The following is a 17,000-nucleotide window of genomic DNA, read 5'->3' as shown; positions in this document are numbered from 1 at the left end:
TGTGGTAAACTGGCTTTGAAGGCGATAGGAGGTGCCATAAAAATGACGGAAGATTTTTCTTTGCATTATGCCAAAAAGAATAAGAAAATCTTAATTTCTTCTATTACTGAGGGGAAAGATATAGAGGAGGAAAAGACTGCCATTTTTATGGCGGGAAGTCCTGGAGCTGGAAAAACTGAGGTAGCACAAACTTTGATGGCGTTAAATAATAATCTATGTATAATTGATGCAGATAAGTTTCGGGCTTTATTTCCTGGTTATATTGGAAATAATTCTGATGAGTTTCAAAGAGGCGCGGCTCTTTTGGTAGATGCGGCTCTCGATCTAGTTCTAAAAAAGGGGTATAGTTTTATTCTTGATGGTACTTTTGCGACTGCTAAGGTAAATCAAAACATTGAACGAGCGCTCAAAAAGAATTATAATGTTCTTGTCTATTATGTTTATCAAGATCCGTTTATCGCTTGGGATTTTACCAAAAAACGAGAAGTGGTTGAAGGCCGATTTGTTCCGAAAGAACGTTTTATCAATGCTTTTTTCCAATCACGGAAGAACTTGATACACGTGAAAGAAGAATTTCAAGAACGAGTTACAATCAATGTCTTGGTGAAGGATTTTCAAAATACGATTTCTGATTTTCTAATGGATATTGATAATATTACGTTGACATTACCGATTAATTACACAAAACACGGATTGGAGGAGGAGTTACATGACTGAAAAAGAAAAAGTTGAAAAAATTATGGCAAAGTACGATCGTAACTTTTCTAAATTACAAAAGAATGCTTCTGCAAAAGAATTGAAAACAGTCTTTAAATTTGTAGCAGATGAATCCAACCGTAAGCAGCGTGAATTGATTGGCTTGGACAAAGAAAAATGAATACCTAATTAGGATAGTTAAAAAGCCAAGAAAAAATGTTCTTGGCTTTTTTTTACCTCAAGGATCTTGATTCAATACATGCTTTGTCAATAGATATGTTATGCATAAAAAGCTACTTTATTTCCAATAGCTGTTTAATTAAAAGTATGCTCTAAACAACTTTAAAGAATAAAATGGAGATGCCGACTTTAGAAGATAAGATTTAAAATACAAACACTATAAATTAAAGACCAATCTTTTTAATTCATGGCTATGACCAATTAAACGCATCTATAGTCTAATATGGTATTCTAAAAGAAAACCTTATCATTTAAAAGGAGACTTTCAATGCTAAAAAAAATTGCTAGTAATATTGGATACACACAACTTGTATACGATCGTTTCAACAAAAAACTAAAAACAAATTATACCTCGAGCCAAATTGAGGAACTTGTACAAATTATTTTGCTAGCAGCAGACACCGAAATTACCCATTTAGGGAAAAATTACTATGTCTGGCAACCAGCAAGAAAAATTCAATTAACGATTAATGCCAACAATTATCGCTTAATTACTGCCGATTCCGCTAAAAAAATTCCAGCACAAAAAAAGGCAGCCGAAAAATCACAATGGTATCAAAGAGGCGCTAAAGCAGTGCATCTCGTCTATTTGAATCGTGAGGCAAAGGAACTACCAAAACTCTTATCTGGCGAAAAAACGATGATTATCCGTGGTGCTGCTGGCAGAAAATCGCCTTTAGGGGGTAGAGCAAGAGCGGGGGAGGATATTTATTTTGTCGAAACTAACAGCAATCTAGTGGTAAATTATCGTGCTGTGATTAAAGCTGTGATTGAGTCTGAGCAGATGACTCCAGAAGAATCCGCTTCTTTTGTAGAAAAGTACGCCAATCAACTTCAACTCTCAACAAAACAAGAACAACGCTGGACTGGGAAAAAATATCTAGCGGTTTATGAAATTGCAAATTTAGAAAAAATCGATTCTTTTTACTATAAACGCAAAAAAAATATGGATGACTGGATTATTACGGAAGATATCGCTACGATTTCAGAATGAAAATTTACTAATAGCAAAATAACTTTCTTTGAGTGATCAAAAAGTTGTTTTGCTATTTTGTTATTTTTGCAAACGATTTTAGCAAAATTTTGTCTTTTAAATGAAAGTAGTATTAATTGTTGGTGAAACTGTGCTAAATTCATTATTTTAGTAGTTGAGAATTCCTTTAAAAATAACTATGATATAGAAGTTGCAATTTATTATTTAAAGGAGTTTTTTCATGAGTCAAAATCAAAAACAACTGCGGTGGTTCACCGTTGGCTTAATTGCCTTTAATATGGTTTGGGGTTTAGGAAATGTTGTAAATAACTATGCCCAACAAGGAATCTCTGTTGTTACTTCATGGATTCTTATCTTAGCACTTTATTTTATTCCATATGCTTTAATTGTCGGTCAGTTGGGCTCGACTTTTAAAAACAGCAAAGGCGGCGTTAGCTCATGGGTTGAAAATACCTCAACAAAACGCTTAGCTTATTATGCGGCCTGGACATATTGGGTCGTGCATATTCCGTATCTTGCGCAAAAACCGCAAGCAATCTTAATTGCGTTAGGTTGGGCTGTCCAAGGTAATGGAGATATGGTATCAAGCATGTCAATGACAACTATTGCACTTTTAAGTTTAGTTATTTTCTTGCTGTTTTTATATTTATCGACAAAGGGATTAACAACATTAAAAGTTATTGGCGGTTTGGCTGGTACGGCGATGTTTGTGATGTCAATTCTGTTTATCTTGCTAGCAGTAGGTGCGCCGGCTGTAAGTAAAGGTATGGAATTTGCGACCCCTGACATGGGAAATATTAAAACATACATTCCAAAATTTGACTTCTCTTATTTTACAACCATCTCCATGTTAGTTTTTGCCGTAGGGGGAGCTGAAAAAATCTCGCCTTATGTTAACCAAACTAGAAATCCTGCCAAAGAATTCCCGCGTGGTATGTTCTTATTAGCTGGTATGGTAGGGGTTTCTGCAATTTTAGGTTCTGTGGCTATGGGTATGTTGTTTGCTAGCAATAATATCCCAGCTGATTTAATGCGTAACGGGGCTTACAGCGCATTCCAACAACTAGGTAACTATTACGGTGTTGGAAACTTATTAATGATCATTTATGCATTAACCAATACAATTGGCCAAATTTCAGCGTTAGCTTTTTCAATTGATGCGCCATTACAAATCTTATTGGCTGACGCAGATCCAATGTTTGTGCCAAATTGGTTAAGAAAACGTTCAGCCAAAGGTACTTTAGTTAATGGTTACTTATTAACTGGTATTTTAGTTAGCGTCATTATCTTATTGCCAATTTTAGGAATTGGTAATACAGATGAGCTAGTGAAATGGATGACTAACCTTAACTCTGTCGTAATGCCAATGCGTTATTTATGGGTATTCTTTGCTTATATGATGTTAAATAAAGCTTGGAAAAACTATCAGTCCGAATATAAATTCTTAAAAAATCCAAAACTTGGCTTTATCGCGGGTACCTGGTGTTTTGCCTTCACAGCTTTTGCTTGTGTCTTAGGAATGGTTCCAAAATTGGATTACGCAACAAATCCAAAAGCTTGGTGGTTCCAGTTAATGACAAATGTCTTAACACCGATCGTTTTAATTTTATTGGGCATGATTTTACCAGCAATTGCCCGTAGAGATAAAAATAAAACAGCACTGCCTGAATTAAAAGAAGTTTAAAAACAAACCCTGCTGACTATTTAAATAGTCAGCAGGGTTTTTAGTCTACAAATCGATTATAGTGTATTCAAAGCCAATTGCGTTGACAAACTTTAAGACATCTTTAGTTGATAGGAAAATTGTCTTCGTATTGACGTTTGGATGAAAACTCATTTTCTTTTTGTCCAAAATTTCTGCATCAAAAAATACTTGAACATTTTTTTTGGTATTATTTAATAAACCAAACACCGAAACCACACCTGGAGGGAGTTGTAATTGCTCCATTAGGCTATCAGTAGAGGCCATTTTGATCCGATTAGCGCCTACAATCTCTTTAAACTTATCCATATCTAAACGTTTTTCATCGTCCATAATCAGTAAATAATAGGCAGTTTTCTTTTTATTCGTTAGAAACATTGATTTTGTACGGACACCTTCAATTCCAGTAATAAAGCTGTCGGCCTCCGCAGTTGTCAAAGCAGGAGGGTGTTCCACTATTTCAAAAGGGATCGCCAAAGCTTTAAGCGTTTCTTCAACTTGCAAAGACAAATTCATTTTATCCCATCCTTTCACCTTACCAGTACTATTAAACTTGATTTTAGCACAAATAATCAATTAAATGGTGCGACAATTGCGAAGATAAAAAGTAAGAGGGGGGCTATAATTAAAAAAAGAATTAACAAAACCACTTAAAATTTAGGTTTTAATACGTTGGAATTTTCAGCTTGGGCATAATGATAATTTGCGTTATATTATGAAATTTCATCTTGAAGCGTCTAACAAAGTTTTCTTTATAAAAATAGCTAAGCAGCAGACACAGTCTGGTGTGAAATCAATCACATGTGACTATGAAAACGAATTTTTAAATCAATTTGAAATTGGACTTATTGCGGAAATATTCAATCGTAAAATATATTATGTATGTTTTAATTCGTGTGTGCTGCAGGAACGCGGATCTGACCTGACGAAAATCACAACGGATTACTTAGCAAAAGTTTTCCAAAACCGTCTGATTTTAAAAATATTTCGCAAAATAAAATTGATCAAGCTATGCAAAGGATAAGAATTTAAAGTCACGAAAAATTTTTAAATAGAAATCTCCTCAGTACAAATTTAATTTCGAGTACTCGGAAGCTTTCTAGAAACAATCAAAATAATTTTACCGCGAACAATATTATACAATCATAAAAAATAAATATGGATTAATGGACCTAATCACGGGTAATCATTATTTGATTATGATAGCTAAGGCAGATGTTGCGCTTAATTCTAACATGCACTTTTGAATATTAACTTCGTATAATATATATTATGTAAACTAAAATATAAAACTAATCTAATTTACTGATTATATTACTACTTTTGCACTTCCCTGCCTAATTTTTAAGGCTGCATTTAAAAACTGTTAAATGCAGCTGCGCGAAATAACTTACTATTACTGTCTCACGAATTTTAAGGTGCACTGTTAATTTCAAACTGAATTTTTTATCTCAAATAAAATCATAAGCTGAAATACTCAAAATGATTACGTTTGATCCATTTACCTGATATGAACAATCATTTTGATTTAATGATCAAACTTCAAACGTTTCCATGTTGCCTTTTTTAACATGGTCGTTATTGGGATTGCGATTAATGCGCCAAATGTGCTTTGGAATAGATTGCTTGGAATCGAGGCAATCGCAGCCCCAAGTCCATAAAGTAATCCTGTAGTTAAAGCGTAACCCACAACCATAATGATGACGCCCAAAACTAATCCTAATGACTTTAAAATTTTCTTTTGTTGGAAAAAATAACCAAATACAAATCCTTGTATGCCATGAATAAGTAGTGAAAACAAAATCCATTGTGGATAGCCCGCTAATAAATCGATAAATCCACCACTGATAGCACCGACAAAAAGTCCCGCTGTTGGACCTAATAATAACCCTGTAATCGCAATGCCGGCATCACACGGGGTTATAATGCCATTTGTACCCGGAATTGGAATTATAACAAGTAAAGAAACTGCACTTGTTAAAGCTGCTAAGACAGCATATAGTGTTATTTTTTTTATTTGCATTGTTTCCCCTCTCCTTTAACTTTAAGCTGTAAGATTATTTGATTTAATAATCGATTCTTCAAAATAAACACTGCCAAATTCTGCTGTCACCATCACGCCGGCTTGTATGCTTTTGTAAACATAACCTTTTGCATCACTTACGGCCTTTTCTAGCTTATCTTTAGTTAGACCAGCTGTAATTGCAGCAGATAGACTACAACCGGCACCATTAATTGTAATGGCCTTAATTTTTTGTGCCTGATATTCTACTATTTTCGTTTCTGGTAGTGCTAATAAATCAATAGCACGCTCTCCTGCAAGTCGCCCGCCACCTTTTATTAAGACAGCTGTTTTATACTCTTTTTGTAGCAGGATAGCTACCTCTTTCATTTCCTGCAAGCTGTTAATTTTTCTTTTGCTCAACGTTTCGGCTTCAGTTAAATTAGGTGTGATTAAAGTGGCCAAAGGAGCCAATTCACCACGAATTCCTGCTAAAATCTCTTTTTCAATCGCTGAATTTCCCTCTTTAAAAACTAAAACAGGATCTAAGATAATGGGGATATTGGGATGCTTTTGCAAAAATTCCTTAATCAAAGGAATAAATTCGGGATTTGCAATTAACCCAATTTTAATTCCACTAAAATTTACCTGCTCGATACTTTTTAATTGGGCTAAGAATACTTCTTTTGTAACGGGATGAATTGCTAAATTATTGTCAACAAGCGTGACAATAGAAGTTAAAACTGATAAACCAAAAGTGTGATAATCACCGAATGTTTTTAAGTCCGTTTGTATTCCACCGCCGGCAAAAGGATCTGACCCACCAATCGTTAATACTATTTTTGTCATCCTCTTATCCCCCTTTGTGATTAAAAGTCTAGCAAACTTCCAGTGGGTTGCCCACAACCAATTGGCATGTTTTCAAACCAACCATTTGTAAAAAAATACCACAGCAATTAAATTGAGTAGCATAATTTACATTGCTTATTGAATTTCTCCTTCTGAAGAATTATTAGCAGAAAATTTTTCTTTTATAAGAAGAAATTTTTTGCTTGTTATTACTTCTGCAGTAAAAAAGTTTTCCTTTTTTTGATAGTTGCATCACAAGTACTTTTGCATTTGTAATTCACGTAAAAAAACCTCATCTTAGTTCTTTTAAGAACACTAAAATGAGGTTTTTGTATTATTCTTCGGTTTCTTCTAAATTAGTCGTTAATGCTTCTGTTTTTTTCAAGAGATAAATTTTACGAATATTAATAATCAATGTCTTAATTACCGCATAGACAGGAATGCAAATCAACATCCCCATGATACCAGAAACTCTACCAGCACCCAATAAAACTAAGATAATAGTAATAGGATGCACATTTAATGATTTCCCAAATAAAAGCGGTTTAATCAGATTCCCATCGAGTTGCTGGATAACTAGAATAGATAATGCCATGTACAAGGCTTGCCACGGTGAAATAAACAGCCCCACAATCACAGCAGGTACAGCGCCGATAAACGGACCGACATAAGGAATTATATTGGTGATACCGCAAATCAGGGCTAATAATAATGAATAGGGCTGCCCGAAAATTGTCATGGCAATAAAACTCATAATTCCAATAATAAATGCATCTAATACTGTACTGCTAATATAAGCAGACAACGTATCATTTAACTCTCGAACCGTTTGTCGTAGTTCAGTGCGAATTGTCCGCGGAAAAAAATTCGATAGCGCATCTAAGAAACGATGACCATCTTTAAACATAAACAGCAAAATAAAAGGTACCGTAAACAAGAGAACAAAAAATTTCGTTAAAATAGAAAAAATAGAAGATAAACTGGAAGTCACATTCACAATAATAAAATTAATAATGCGATTAATCGTAATATTGGCCGAATCCAGCTGTTGTTCTAAATTAAAATTTTTGAATTCATCTTGTTTAGCTAGACCATCTAACCACTTAACTAATTCATCAGCATAAGTAGGTAATTGTTGTGTTAATTGGACTGTCTGCTCAATCAACTGGGGAATGACATTCATTGCTGTTAAAACAATAATGATGACTACGACTAAAAATGAAAGTAAAAAACCTAAGACTCGGGATAATCCACGCTTTTGTAAGAAGTTGACGATTGGGTCAAACATATAATATAAAAATCCTGCAATAAATACGGGTAATAAAACGGCCCCTACCATTTCAAAAACAGGTTTAAAAACTTCTGGCATTTGCCATAAAAAATAAACACCTATAATAACTAAGACCAATTCTGCGGTCCAATAAAACAATTTCGAATTTTTAAACGATTGCATAGCAAAACTCCTAATCCACTTAATAACTCTATTTTAGCATAACAATTTCTGAAATCGTTTTTTCAAGTGAAGATAATGTTAAAAATTTCGATTTTTTGCAAAAAGAGTTACGGATTGCAAAAAATCGAAATTTTTTTGAACTTTAGATTCTAAGATCTTTCAACGCCCCTTTTTCCATCTGCTGGGAAACATTTAGCTAATTTATTTATTTTAAAGTAGCTAACTAGTGCGTGAGATCCTTTTGGTAAAGGTTCAACCAGCGATCAAAAATGTCTTTTTCTTCGCCGATTTTATGGTATCCGAATTTTTCATATAGACCTAAATGTTGCGTTGCGATAAATGTATGTCTAAATCCTAAAGAACGCGCTTTTTCCTCTGCTTTTGCAACAAGTTTTTGGCTAATTCGGTGTCCGCTATATTTTTCAGCCACAAAGACGACGCCAATAAAGGGCGTTAACGCTGTTTGTTTTAATATGTCTTTTTTTAACAGCGCGCAAAAACCGACCAATTCTTCTTTTTGCCAACAAACCAAGACATTTTCCCAATCAGTTAAAGCGTGATTTTTCATTTGCTCTGCTAAGTGGGCCCCAGCTGGCCAAGGGACTTTTTCAATCGACAAAATGGCCTTATCCCACATCGCTGTCTTTGCTACCCAAGTATATTTCATTGTTATCATCTCCTGGGTTAAGAATAGCATAAAGTAAAATATTTTTATGCTTTTTGCACCTACTTTACACCAAACAAAAAGCAGTCAGAATAAGCTGGCTGCTTTTTGTGTAGGAAATAATATTAATCTTTTTTACCGGATAAACCAGCAAAAATAGTTTCTAAATTTTCCTTCATCATATTGTAGTAGCTATCCCCAGGATTACCAGGAGTTGCAATTGAATCAGTAAAAATTTCCCCGTAAATTGGTATCTTGCTATCTTTTGAAACGCTTTGCATCGGCTTTTTATTAACAGAACTTTCTACAAAAAGCGCCTTTACCTGCGAAGCTTTCAATTGATCAACTAACGAGGTAATTTGATCTGGTGTCCCTTCTTCTTCTGTATTGATTTCCCAAATATAAGCAGAAGGAATGCCGTATGCTTTAGAAAAATATTTAAAACAGCCTTCACTGGTTACAATTAATTTTTGATCGGTAGCAATACTAGCAAATTGTTTCTTTGCCACTTTATCTAAAGCGGATAATTTTTCTTCATACTTTGTTAAGTTTTCCGCATAGATCGCTTTGTTAGCAGGATCTTTTTGACTTAATGTTTTCGCGATATTTCTAGCATATAAAATTCCATTTTCGATATTTAACCAAGCATGAGGATCTTCTTTACCATGACCATCCCCTTCAAGATAAATCACCGCAACACCGTCACTTACTGCAAAGTAATCTTCATTTGGCTTTTTCTGTCCATTGGCCATTAGCTTGGTAAACCAGCCGTTACCCCCTGTTTCAAGGTTCAAGCCGTTATAAAAAATGACATCTGCATCCTGAGTTTTACGAACATCCTTGGCTAAAGGTTCATATTCATGGGGATCTTTTCCTACAGGGACGATGCTGTGGAGTGCCACTTTGTCGCCGGCTACTTCTTTTACCATATCGGCAATAATCGAATTTGTCGCTACTACCGAAATTTTTTCTTCACTGCCATTTACTTTTGGTGTACTAAAATGCTGATAGCTAAAAATACCAATACCAAAAACTGTAAGAGCAGCAATGGCCGTGTAAACTTTTTGTTTCATTTTTGTTTGTTCAGCTTTTTTAGGTGATATGAAAAAGCCGATTAAAAACATTGTCGCTGCTGTTAATACGATTGAAGAACCAGCAGCAATATTAAAACTATACCCTATGAAAAGTCCGATAACAGAAGCTAAGCCCCCTAGTGTTCCGGAAAGTAAAATCATATATTTTAATCGCTTAGTAAATAAATAGGCTGTTGCTGCTGGTGTAATCAGCAGCGCCACCACTAAAATCGTCCCTACACTTTGCATTGCAGTAACTGAGACCAATGTTAACATTAACATCAATAAGTAGTGGTACACATTTACTTTCATTCCAAAGGCTTTGGCCATCATGGGATCAAAAGAGGTCAACAATAAGGGACGGTAAAAAATAATAAGTAATAGTAACACCAAAGCAGAAATTCCAATGGTAATCCATTTGTCACTATCTTGAACTGCAAGAACGTTCCCGAATAAAATATGGAATAAATCTGTGGAACTGTTAGCAACACCAATTAGAATCACACCTAAAGCTAAAAACGAGCTGAAGGTAATCCCAATGGCAGTATCACTTTTGACCGTACTATTATTGGCGATATATGTGATAACCAAGCTTGCTAAAATACCGAAAACAGCCGCACCAATAAAGAAGTTTATCCCTAAAATATACGATAACGCAACTCCTGGTAAGACCGCATGAGAAATTGCATCCCCCATTAGTGACATTCCACGTAAAATAATGAAACATCCAATCGCACCGGCTACAATCCCAATCACAATTGACGTAATTAAAGCGTTTTGTAAAAAATGGTATTCTGTTAAACCGTTAATAAAATGCGTAATCACGTAAAATCACCTCCAATAAGTATTGCATCCCCATAGGCTTCTTTTAAATAATGGGGGGTAAAAACTTCTTGGACTGTTCCGTAGGCAATCTTTTGTTGTCTTAATAGTAAAATTTCGTCAAAATACACTGAAACTTTACTTAAGTCATGGTGAACGATAAAAATAGTCTTTCCATTTTCTTTTAACTTACGCAACAAGCCCATAATAATTTGTTCACTCGTGGCATCAATGCCAACAAAAGGTTCATCCAAGAAAATCAAACTTGCGTCTTGTACTAATGTGCGTGCAAGCAAGACACGTTGAAATTGACCGCCAGACAGTTCACCAATTTGACGTTTGGCAAAATCTTGCATATCCACCGCTTTTAGGGCATCCATAACTTTTCCCCAATACTTTTTCATACTAGCCCATGGTTTTAAATGCGGGTAGACACCTAACGAGACTACTTCTGCTACTGTAATTGGAAAGGTATAATCAATTGCACTTTTTTGTTCAACGTAGGCGACTTCTTGCTGATTTTTTTGTAAGGGTTCCCCTTTATAAGTGACTAAGCCAGTTGCAGGAATTAATCCTAAAGCCGCTTTTAAAAAAGTGGATTTACCCGCTCCGTTGGGTCCTAAAAGACCCACGATAGTTGGTTGTGTAACTTCAAAACTAACATGATCGACAGCAATTTGTTGACTATATGCTGCCGTTATATTTTCAAAACGAATCATTTCATTCACCTCATCATTTTATATTTTTAGGTACACCTAAATAATAATACTTTAGATTAGTATACCCAAACTTTTATTTTTCGGCAAGCCTAACTTTTGTGCAAGATAAAAAAATACACAGTTTCTAAACTGTGCACTTTTTATTTATAAGGATAATATAAAATTTTCACATGAATAAGTCTTTTTAAAGCTGGCATATCCATATGTAACTTCACAAACTTTTTTTTCGGAAAATATAAATTTTGAAATCTGAAAAATGAAAATGAAATATCCTAATCTTATTGCGCAATAACAAAAGAAGTTTGCAAAAAATGTTCATTCCTTTGTTTTTGTCTCAAAAAAACGACTCATCAATTCTAAATGATGCATCACGCAAGCTTTGCGTAGGACACCCATTCCGGGAAATTTCCCTTTTGCGTAACTTTGTTTCAAAATTTCCAACCCTATGGTATCGTTACTTAAAAACGCCGGAAATTGGCTAACCTCTGCCATTACCGCCATAAAACGCGTCGCAAAATCAGGTAATTCTTCGGCGGGGGAAACAAAATGATGAATTCTTAATTGTTCTTGTTCAGCAAAATAAACCAAATGTAACACGATTTCTTTTGTCGGGTAGTTTTGCTCATAGTAAAGTCGACTATCAATTGAAAAGTCGCTAAAGCCTACAAACCCTCTTTTTTGATACGTTAGATGACTGAGAGTAAAAACTTCATCAGGTATTTCCCGATAGGAACTAGCTCTTAAGCGTAAAAAATTATCTTCTAAAACTATTTTGGGTCCTTTTACATGTTGCAACAGACGAAATTCTAAAGGTGCAATTGTAGGTATCTCAAAAGTAGGAAAGTCAGCATCTTGTAGTACCGCTGCGCTTTGCGCAATCAAAAGTGGATACTCTGTCACACTTTTTACAGGTTCTGTGATAATGTGCGTCTTAAGACCATTTAACTGCTGTAATTTTTCTTGCCCCGCTAATGTTAAAAAATCACCTGCTTGCGGGTTGTCAATGAGGAAATAAGGTTGATTTACGTTGTTAAATTGTAGAAGCAATTTTCCTAAAGCAGGATTATCTTTGACTGGCTCAATAACAGGCTGAATAACCGGGCTTAATTTACCGGCTTCACTGAGTTGGCGTAAAGCTAACAGGTCAAATTGTTTACCGCGAAAATAAGGATAATACATCACTACTCCTCCAATAGACGTTGCTCAAGAGTGAAATAAGCGGCCCGCGTTGCTTCTAATTCTTCCTTTAGTGCTTCTACTGCTTGGTTTTGTGTTTCTGCAATAAAACGATCATAATAATTAACCGCACCGCTAAAAATATCGTAATCTTTTTCCCGTCTTTTTAACTCTTTATACAGTTGGTCGGTGCTAAACACCCGTAACCCACGTTCGGTTTGTTTGGCTTTATTCACTTCCCTTGCTTGAGAAGTAATCAAGTGATACAAGAGTTCATTTTCATTTACTTGTAAAAGTTGGCGCTGCGCTTTTTTTACCGTTTCAAAATATCCCGGCACGCCATACTCCAAATCACTTAGATATGGGTGAAAGAGAAGTACGCCCACATGCGGTGGAATCTCTTCTTTGACTTTTTCGTACAAAGACGGAGGTAAAACAAAATAATTTAAGTGACCCACAAAAGACAACTTTGCGGTACTTTTAAAATCAGCCTTACTTACTTTTAACTCATAACAACGCCATTCAAAAGTTTGATTCGGTAAAATTTTGCAAGATAAAGTATCCACGATCCCTTTATTGTCTGGCATAACAACTTCCTCAATTACTACATCACCTTTTTGGCGACAATGAAAATATAAAGCTTCCTCCATGGCTAAAGTTAGTGCTGTCTTCATAACATCCCTCATTTAATCAGTTGTCCAACTGCCAAAATTTATTTATTTAAAATAAACATAAAAGAGTTGGTGATAACAACAGTATAGAACGTTTGTTCGTAAATGTGAAGTTAATTAGACCACAAATAGTTAATATCTGCCAAAATACTTTTTGCATCCTCTAGTTCACTAAAAGGTAAAGCAATTGTTTCTACCTTCGTGGTTAGTAAAACCGCAACACTTTCTTTTGCCAAACTGGCTTGAACTTCACTTGGGGCATAAAAATCATGGGTAAACTCATCCAATGATACATTGGGTGTTACAAGATATAAACCCTTTTGACTGATCAGGCTAAAGCGGGCATCCGTTGTTTCATTTAACAAAAATGTCATTAGCTCTTCTTCACTCATAATTTCATCTGCATAAGCTTGTAATAAAAGAAATTGTTGGGTCTTTTTAAAAACTGTAAAAAATGGATTCATAATTTTACTCCTGACGCAAATTGATTTTGTAATCTCTTAAAAAACTCCTATTAAAAGTATTCTTTTTCAAGAACTCTTTTCCAAACTCATCGATTAACCCATGAAATTCTTGTGCCTCTGCTAAGGTGAAATCATTCAAGTTAACCAGTTTTTTTAAAGCTTGATAGTTATGTAGTTGCGGTGTTCCCAACTGTGTAAAAAGACGTCTGGCATAACTATCTGCGACAAAAACAGGCAGATCAAAAACATACAGTAATAACACATCGGCTGTCTCTGCACCAATCCCGTGTAAAGTGAGTAATTGATCTCTTAAATTTTCACCATAATAGCTACGCACTTTAAAAAAATCGACATCAAAAGCTAGCAACCAGGTAAAAATTTCGTGAATAGCCTGACTTTTATTTTTGAAAAAGCCACTGGGACGAATCAATGCTTGTAACTGTGCCACAGATAAATTCGCAATTTGGAAACTAGAAAAATCCGTTACCATTTTCAAATTTTCTAGTGAAATTGCTGCATTTTGCCAGTTGGTGTTTTGAACAAGAATAGCTCCTAATATAATTTCTTCTTTTGAATCAGCTGGCCACCAGCCTTGAGGCCCCATCTTTTGGAACATTTTCTGATATAATGCATATACCTGTTGTTTCAAACTATCACCTCTTCTTCATTATAGCGCAATTACTTATGAATGTATGAAACTGAGGTTAGGAGGTTTTGTGATGTGTGGTCGTTATCTTTTTGATTTAAAGACAACGGAATTATTAAAATATTATCAACAACTACAACAATTAGGGAAAATCGGTGAGGTTGCTCCTAGCGAAAATGTTGTAACACTTGCTCCTGGTAAAGACGGAAAAATCCGCTTGGGACTTACACGTTGGGGATTTACGACAACCAAAAATAAAAGTCGTATTATTAACGCCCGTAGTGAAACGGTAACAGAAAAACCACTTTTTGCTGAAAGCTTTTATCAGCGTCGCTGTGTTTTTCCAATGACAGGATTCTTTGAATGGGATCATGACCAAAATAAAATTCTATTTACCCCTACCGATGAAAAAGAAATTTATGTTGGTGGCTTTTATCGCCAACACAATGACGAGTTGGAATCTGTTATTATGACGACGAGTCCCAACGAAACTGTTGCTAAAATTCATGATCGGATGCCGTTAATTATTGAAAAAAAAGCTATTCGCACCTGGTTAACTGACGATAATTTTGCCAATAGCTACCGTAAACAACAATTAGAGCCCAAATTGACCCTAAAAAAAAGTATGCCAGAAAAATAATGGCATACTTTTTTAGGTTGTAAGTTTACATATTCTAATTATACGAAACTTATTGTTACCCAATTAAAACTGATTCTTCCGGATACTTGAAATGTTGTTCTTGCTGTCTTGCTTTTGCAATTAATGAGAATAATACTGTCATAATTCCCACCCTGCCAATAAACATCAAGGCTATAATAATTACTTTGCCTACCATGCTAAGTTCAGGGGTTAATCCCATCGTTAAACCGACTGTCCCAAAAGCTGAGACAACTTCAAAAACAATATACTCTAGTCCCAAACCATCAACATCGGGAATTTTTTCTGTGACTGATAAAATCATCGTCGCAAAAATGCAAAGTGATAATGTAATAAAAAATAGCGTTAAAGCTCTAAAAATAGCACCAGCTGGAATCGTTCGGCCGCTAAATTCCGCCTGATTGCGTCCTTTTAGGATGCTCTTCATCTGAATGAGCAACACACCAAAAGTTGTGGTCTTTAAACCACCAGCAGTGGAACCTGATGTGCCACCGATGTACATTAAAACAATGGTTAGAATTAAACCGGCATGGCTCATCTCAAAGTAATTGACCGAGTAATAACCTGCTGTTCGTGGTGTTACTGCCATAAACATGGTATTAAATAGACGTTGCAACCAATTTCCTACTACTAAGCTTTCACCGTTATGTTCGGTCAGATAAAATCCCAAAGTGCCCAATAAAAGAAGACTACCTGTCATGATCAGAGCAATTTTAGAGTGAATGGACAGACGCTTGCGCTGGCGATATTGCATAATATCGTACCAGACTAAAAAGCCTAGTCCGCCTGCGATGATTAAAATCATCACCACAAAAAGAAGCCAAATATCTTGTTGGTCACCTGCTAAACTATCACCCAATAAGTCAAAACCAGCATTACAAAAACTCGAAACAGAATGAAAAATACTAAACCAACTTCCTTTTGCCCAACCATAACGCGGTATAAAGGAAAAACTCAAAGCCAAAGCGCCAAGACCTTGAATAATGACAGAAGTTAATAAAATGTAGCGCATCAAATTGACGCCGCCATTCATTTGCTCCAAATTAAGTGAGTCTTTTAATAGCATTCGGGTGCGTAAATTGATTTTCTTTTTAGCAATCATAAAAAAGAATACCGGTAACGACATAAAACCTAAACCGCCTGTTTCAATCATGATTAAAATAATAAATTGACCAAAAGGTGTCCAGTGTTCTGCAGTATTAACTGTTGTTAAGCCGGTAACACAAGTTGCGGATGTTGCAGTAAATAAGGCATCAATAAAGGGCGTAACTACGCCCTGACGACTAGAAATAGGCAACATCAATAATAAAGCTCCGCCAAAAATTACCGCGGCAAAACCTAATGATATTAGCTGCGGTGTTGCTAAGGGAGCTTTTTTACATCGTTTCAAGAAACTTACCTCCAATTACACGTTCTAGGATAATTTAAGTTAAAGCAATGAAATGCTTACCCTAGATTGTACCAGATAATAAAAAAATCCGGGGGAAAATTCGCAATGATTTCTCCCGGATTTTTTAAAGCAAAATTCTGTTACATATTACGGTTCATATTTTTTATTTTAATCATCCGCGTTACTTCAGAACGCTCATTTTCTTCCAACTTCATTTTGATGTAATAAATTGTCTCTTCCAACTCTGGAATCGTCATATACTCTAATGCGTTCACTCGGCGTCTTGTTTTTTCAATTTCACCAGACATCAATTGACACGTTTTTTCCACCTCGGTTAAAGCTAACAACTTCGGTAAAACGGTCGTAAATCGAGCAATGGCATTATCTAAAGGAACATTAGAATTCAGATAGCCATACTCTAATGGTGCCTCAAAAAGATCCTCATCGTAATGGAAATTCAAAACAGGAACTTCCACACTCATAATATTCTTTTGATCCATTTCCAGTTCTACTCTGGTAGCGGGCAAAATGAACAATTCTTCAATAAACGCTTCATTTAAAGTTGCATTAGCAAGTCGAAAAGCGCGCATGGCGCTTTCCATCAACCCTTCTACTTCCTGGCGTAAATGATTGTTTTCTTTGACCATCAAAATAAAGCGGCGCATTAATTCATCTTGTTTATCTTTTAGTAATTTATGTCCCCGTTTGGCCGTTGTCAGCTGCTTTTGCAAGCGCGCCAACTCCATTCGAGTCGGATTAACATTTAAACGCGCCATTTAAA

19 protein-coding genes are annotated in these 17,000 nt (G+C 35.4%); 6 read left to right on the top strand and 13 right to left on the bottom strand.

Going from position 1 to position 17,000, the window contains the following annotated elements; genetic code table 11:
* Positions 1–42 precede the first annotated feature (42 nt).
* The 4 genes from AC6R0T_RS06720 (at position 43) to AC6R0T_RS06705 (ending at position 3,614) form a co-directional block, all read left to right on the top strand.
* Entirely contained in the window at positions 43–717 is a 675-nt protein-coding gene (locus tag AC6R0T_RS06720; RefSeq protein WP_206902837.1) for a zeta toxin family protein, read from the top strand.
* Positions 710–877, top strand: a complete 168-nt coding sequence (locus AC6R0T_RS06715; protein ID WP_206902838.1) for a hypothetical protein — start codon at positions 710–712, stop codon at positions 875–877. The genes AC6R0T_RS06720 and AC6R0T_RS06715 overlap by 8 nt, the downstream gene beginning before the upstream one ends.
* A gap of 327 nt (positions 878–1,204) precedes the next feature.
* A complete protein-coding gene (locus tag AC6R0T_RS06710; protein ID WP_230710940.1) occupies positions 1,205–1,930 on the top strand; it encodes a DUF3781 domain-containing protein in 726 nt (241 codons plus the stop codon).
* Positions 1,931–2,150: 220 nt separating this feature from the next.
* Complete coding sequence (locus tag AC6R0T_RS06705) at positions 2,151–3,614, top strand: APC family permease (protein WP_303754022.1); 1,464 nt, start codon at positions 2,151–2,153, stop codon at positions 3,612–3,614.
* A gap of 45 nt (positions 3,615–3,659) precedes the next feature.
* Here the strand turns inward: AC6R0T_RS06705 and AC6R0T_RS06700 are convergent, their stop codons facing one another.
* Positions 3,660–4,148, bottom strand: coding sequence for a prolyl-tRNA synthetase associated domain-containing protein (locus AC6R0T_RS06700; protein ID WP_282461190.1), 489 nt, complete (start codon positions 4,146–4,148; stop codon positions 3,660–3,662).
* A gap of 199 nt (positions 4,149–4,347) precedes the next feature.
* Here AC6R0T_RS06700 and AC6R0T_RS06695 point away from each other — a divergent pair, with 199 nt between their 5' ends.
* Positions 4,348–4,656, top strand: a complete 309-nt coding sequence (locus AC6R0T_RS06695) for a hypothetical protein (protein ID WP_526159161.1) — start codon at positions 4,348–4,350, stop codon at positions 4,654–4,656.
* Positions 4,657–5,160: 504 nt separating this feature from the next.
* Here the strand turns inward: AC6R0T_RS06695 and AC6R0T_RS06690 are convergent.
* The 10 genes from AC6R0T_RS06690 to AC6R0T_RS06645 all read right to left on the bottom strand — a co-directional run bounded on the left by AC6R0T_RS06690 (position 5,161) and on the right by AC6R0T_RS06645 (position 14,174).
* Complete coding sequence (locus AC6R0T_RS06690; RefSeq protein WP_303754023.1) at positions 5,161–5,655, bottom strand: ECF transporter S component; 495 nt, start codon at positions 5,653–5,655, stop codon at positions 5,161–5,163.
* A gap of 21 nt (positions 5,656–5,676) precedes the next feature.
* The gene (locus AC6R0T_RS06685; RefSeq protein WP_303754024.1) at positions 5,677–6,483 is read right to left on the bottom strand and encodes a hydroxymethylpyrimidine/phosphomethylpyrimidine kinase; all 807 of its coding nucleotides are present in this window, start codon (positions 6,481–6,483) and stop codon (positions 5,677–5,679) included.
* Positions 6,484–6,817: 334 nt separating this feature from the next.
* Positions 6,818–7,936: an AI-2E family transporter gene (locus AC6R0T_RS06680; protein WP_230710962.1), complete on the bottom strand. Its 1,119-nt coding sequence runs from the start codon at positions 7,934–7,936 to the stop codon at positions 6,818–6,820.
* A 223-nt stretch (positions 7,937–8,159) separates the two neighbouring features.
* Entirely contained in the window at positions 8,160–8,603 is a 444-nt protein-coding gene (locus AC6R0T_RS06675) for a GNAT family N-acetyltransferase (protein ID WP_303754025.1), read from the bottom strand.
* A 122-nt stretch (positions 8,604–8,725) separates the two neighbouring features.
* Entirely contained in the window at positions 8,726–10,498 is a 1,773-nt protein-coding gene (locus AC6R0T_RS06670) for a metal ABC transporter permease subunit (RefSeq protein ID WP_303754026.1), read from the bottom strand.
* Positions 10,495–11,214: a metal ABC transporter ATP-binding protein gene (locus AC6R0T_RS06665; RefSeq protein WP_303754027.1), complete on the bottom strand. Its 720-nt coding sequence runs from the start codon at positions 11,212–11,214 to the stop codon at positions 10,495–10,497. Before AC6R0T_RS06665 ends, AC6R0T_RS06670 begins: the two co-directional genes overlap by 4 nt.
* Positions 11,215–11,529: 315 nt before the next feature.
* Entirely contained in the window at positions 11,530–12,393 is an 864-nt protein-coding gene (locus tag AC6R0T_RS06660; protein ID WP_303754028.1) for a sce7725 family protein, read from the bottom strand.
* Between the two features lie 2 nt (positions 12,394–12,395).
* A complete protein-coding gene (locus tag AC6R0T_RS06655; protein ID WP_303754029.1) occupies positions 12,396–13,064 on the bottom strand; it encodes a hypothetical protein in 669 nt (222 codons plus the stop codon).
* Between the two features lie 110 nt (positions 13,065–13,174).
* Positions 13,175–13,525, bottom strand: coding sequence for a hypothetical protein (locus tag AC6R0T_RS06650; RefSeq protein WP_303754030.1), 351 nt, complete (start codon positions 13,523–13,525; stop codon positions 13,175–13,177).
* A gap of 4 nt (positions 13,526–13,529) precedes the next feature.
* A complete protein-coding gene (locus AC6R0T_RS06645; RefSeq protein WP_303754031.1) occupies positions 13,530–14,174 on the bottom strand; it encodes an endonuclease III domain-containing protein in 645 nt (214 codons plus the stop codon).
* Positions 14,175–14,244: 70 nt separating this feature from the next.
* Between AC6R0T_RS06645 and AC6R0T_RS06640 the strand changes: the two genes are divergently transcribed.
* Positions 14,245–14,811, top strand: a complete 567-nt coding sequence (locus tag AC6R0T_RS06640) for an SOS response-associated peptidase (protein ID WP_303754032.1) — start codon at positions 14,245–14,247, stop codon at positions 14,809–14,811.
* Positions 14,812–14,866: 55 nt separating this feature from the next.
* Here AC6R0T_RS06640 and AC6R0T_RS06635 read toward each other — a convergent pair whose 3' ends face one another.
* Together AC6R0T_RS06635 and AC6R0T_RS06630 are read right to left on the bottom strand one after the other, a co-directional pair.
* Positions 14,867–16,219, bottom strand: a complete 1,353-nt coding sequence (locus tag AC6R0T_RS06635) for a TrkH family potassium uptake protein (RefSeq protein WP_282461197.1) — start codon at positions 16,217–16,219, stop codon at positions 14,867–14,869.
* A gap of 140 nt (positions 16,220–16,359) precedes the next feature.
* Positions 16,360–16,995 (bottom strand): V-type ATP synthase subunit D, encoded by a 636-nt coding sequence (locus AC6R0T_RS06630; RefSeq protein WP_303754033.1) that lies wholly within the window; start codon positions 16,993–16,995, stop codon positions 16,360–16,362.
* Between the last annotated feature and the right edge of the window lie 5 nt (positions 16,996–17,000).

Source organism: Enterococcus sp. S86.2 (genome assembly GCF_059834485.2).
Note: the sequence above shows the minus strand (reverse complement) of the source record. Positions and strands in the feature narration are given on the sequence as shown.